This window comes from Cryobacterium sp. MP_3.1, assembly GCF_035984795.1.
Taxonomy (GTDB): Bacteria; Actinomycetota; Actinomycetes; order Actinomycetales; family Microbacteriaceae; genus Cryobacterium; species Cryobacterium zongtaii.
Map to the genome: position 1 here is coordinate 1 of NZ_JAXCHV010000064.1, position 2,524 is coordinate 2,524.

2 protein-coding genes are annotated in these 2,524 nt (G+C 64.0%); both read right to left on the reverse strand.

What is annotated here, in order from left to right; genetic code table 11:
• Positions 1-110 precede the first annotated feature (110 nt).
• Positions 111-860, reverse strand: coding sequence for an ATP-binding protein (locus tag RCH12_RS18415; RefSeq protein WP_327017872.1), 750 nt, complete (start codon positions 858-860; stop codon positions 111-113).
• On the reverse strand, positions 857-2,413 hold the full coding sequence (gene istA / locus RCH12_RS18420; RefSeq protein ID WP_327017873.1) for an IS21 family transposase: 1,557 nt from the start codon (positions 2,411-2,413) through the stop codon (positions 857-859). Before istA ends, RCH12_RS18415 begins: the two co-directional genes overlap by 4 nt.
• Positions 2,414-2,524 lie beyond the last annotated feature (111 nt).

Consider the following 2,524-nt stretch of genomic DNA (forward strand, 5'->3'; position numbering starts at 1 on the left):
TGAGTATTTGAGGCTTTGAGAGCCACCCGATCGTGCCGTTCAGAGCCAGCGATCGTGCGGAAGAGAGCCAGTGGCGGTGTGTCTGGGAGCCACCGGCTCTCTGTCCAGCGTTAGGCGCTGGCCAGCGCAGTGTGCTCGCGCATGTTGTAGGTGCCTGTCTCGACCCAGATCGTGTTGTGGATGATCCGGTCCATGATCGCGTCGGCATGGACTCCCGAGCCCAACCGCTGGTGCCAGTCCTTTTGCGAGTACTGGGTGCAGAACACGGTCGAGGTCTCGCCGTAGCGGCGCTCCATCAACTCCAGCAGCATGCCGCGCATCGATTCCGTGGGCCGGTCCAGCAACCACTCGTCAACGACAAGCAGCGTGAACGCGGCGTATTTGCGGAGGAACTTCCCGGCCCCGCCGGGGCTGTCTTGGGCGGCGACCCAGGCTTCCTCGAGGTCGGGCATGCGGACGTAGTGGGCGCGGATGCGGTGCTCGCAGGCGCGTTTAGCGATCGCGCAGCCCAAATACGACTTCCCCGACCCGGTGAACCCCTGAAAGACGACGTTCTGCTGCCGGGCAACGAAGGAACAGGTGCCGAGCTGGGCCAACAACGGCCGGTTCAGGCTGCGCTCGTCGAGCAGGTCGATGCGGCGCAGGTCAGCATTTGGGTATCGCAGCCCGGCCCGCCGGATCAGACCTGCCACTTTGGAGTGCGTGAAGGTCGAATAGGCGTCATCGACGGCTAACCGGACCCGGTCCTCGAACGGCAGGCCGATGCTGAGCATCTCGTCCTGGGTATCGATCGCCTCGAGCAGCTCGCCGGCGTTCATCTCGCGGAGCTTGCGTTTGGTCTCCCCATCCAGGCGGCTCATCGGGTGCCGCCGGCGTAGTAGGCGCTGCCACGAACGTAGCCACCGTCATCGGCCGCGGGCTCGTCGGGGACGTGCCCAGTTTTGTCCTGTCCCGTATCGAGGATCGGCCGCAGGTGCGCATACCGCGGAGAGCGGATCGGCCCGCGTAACGCCATCGCGCAGGCCGCCTCCACCCGCGCTGGAGAAAAACGGCGAGACAACCGCAGCACCGCCAAGGCGGGGTCGTAGCCGGCCTCCTCAATGGTGGCGGACTGGAAGATCTTGCCGACCACGGTCGCTGTCGCCGGTCCCATCCGGACTGCCCAGTCGTCGATTCGAGCGCGGTCCCAGGCCTGCCAACTGCGCCCCTCGGGCAGGTCGGCGTCGTTGGTCTGATACTGATTGACCGTGCTCTTCGGCAGCAGCAGATGGCTGGTCAGGCGCTCATCGTTTCGATAGACCTCCAGCATCGTGTCGGTGACGCGAAGATCCACCTGGGCGCCGATGTGACTGAAGGGAACGGAGTAGAAGTTCCGAGCCCAGACCACATGGGCGTTCTTGTTCACCTTCCGCTTGTAGGACCAGATGCTGATCTCGAACGCTGCCGCGGGCAGCGGTTGCATCAACGGTTTCTCCTCCGTCGTGAACACGCTCAACCGGGACCCGTCGCGCTTCTGGAACGGCTTCCGGTTATAAGCATCGATCTGTTCCCGGATCCGCCCCCGCAACTGCGTCAACGACGTGAACGTCTCGTGCCGCAGGCCCGCGATGACCCAGGTCGCAACATGGGAGACCGTATTCTCAACGCTGGGCTTGTCTTTTGGCGCCCGCACTCTGCCCGGCAGAACGGCAGCCGAGTAGTGCGCGGCCATCTCCCGGTAAGCGTCGTTGAGGACAACCTCGCCCTCACGTGGGTGGGAAATGACCCCGGTCTTGAGGTTGTCGGGCACCAGGCGTGGGACGCTGCCACCGAAAAAGGAGAACATCGAGGTGTGGGCGCGCAACCAGGACTCCTGCTTCATGTCCAGGGTCGCTTCCACGAACGCATACCGGCTGAACGGCAGGCACGCGACGAACAAATACACCTTCGAGATCTCGCCCGTGGTCGGATCTAGCAGCTGCATCGTGGGTCCGGACCAGTCGACCTCGATGCTGCGGCCAGCCTTGTGACCGACCCGCGACGTCGCCCCGGAGACCGCCGTGTAGTCGCCATAGAGCCGGCAGAACCGGTCATAACTCATCGTCGCCTGGCCAGCTCGGCCTGACGTATCGACGTATTCCTGGTGCAACAGCTTCAACGTCACCCCGACCCGGGCCAGCTCGGTGTGGACCCTTACCCAATCCGGCTGGGCGAACACGGACTCGTGCACTCCGCGGCCGGGAAACAACGCCGCATACACCTCGGCCTCCGGCATCTCCTCGACGTCATCCCAGCCGAGGCCGAGGCGATCCGCCTCATCGAGCACTGCCTGGACGCTATTGCGAGCGATGCCCTGCGCCGACGCTATTGCCCGGCCCGACAAGCCTTGGTTTCGTAACTGCAAGACGAGTTTCGCCTTGATCTTCCGTACCATTACCGGTACTCCTTCCACCACGTGGCCCTCACATGGTGGAAGGAGCTTTTCAGGTGGCTCTCAATCACGCCAACCCCGGCTCTGAACGACACGATTCATGGTCCGGCGCAG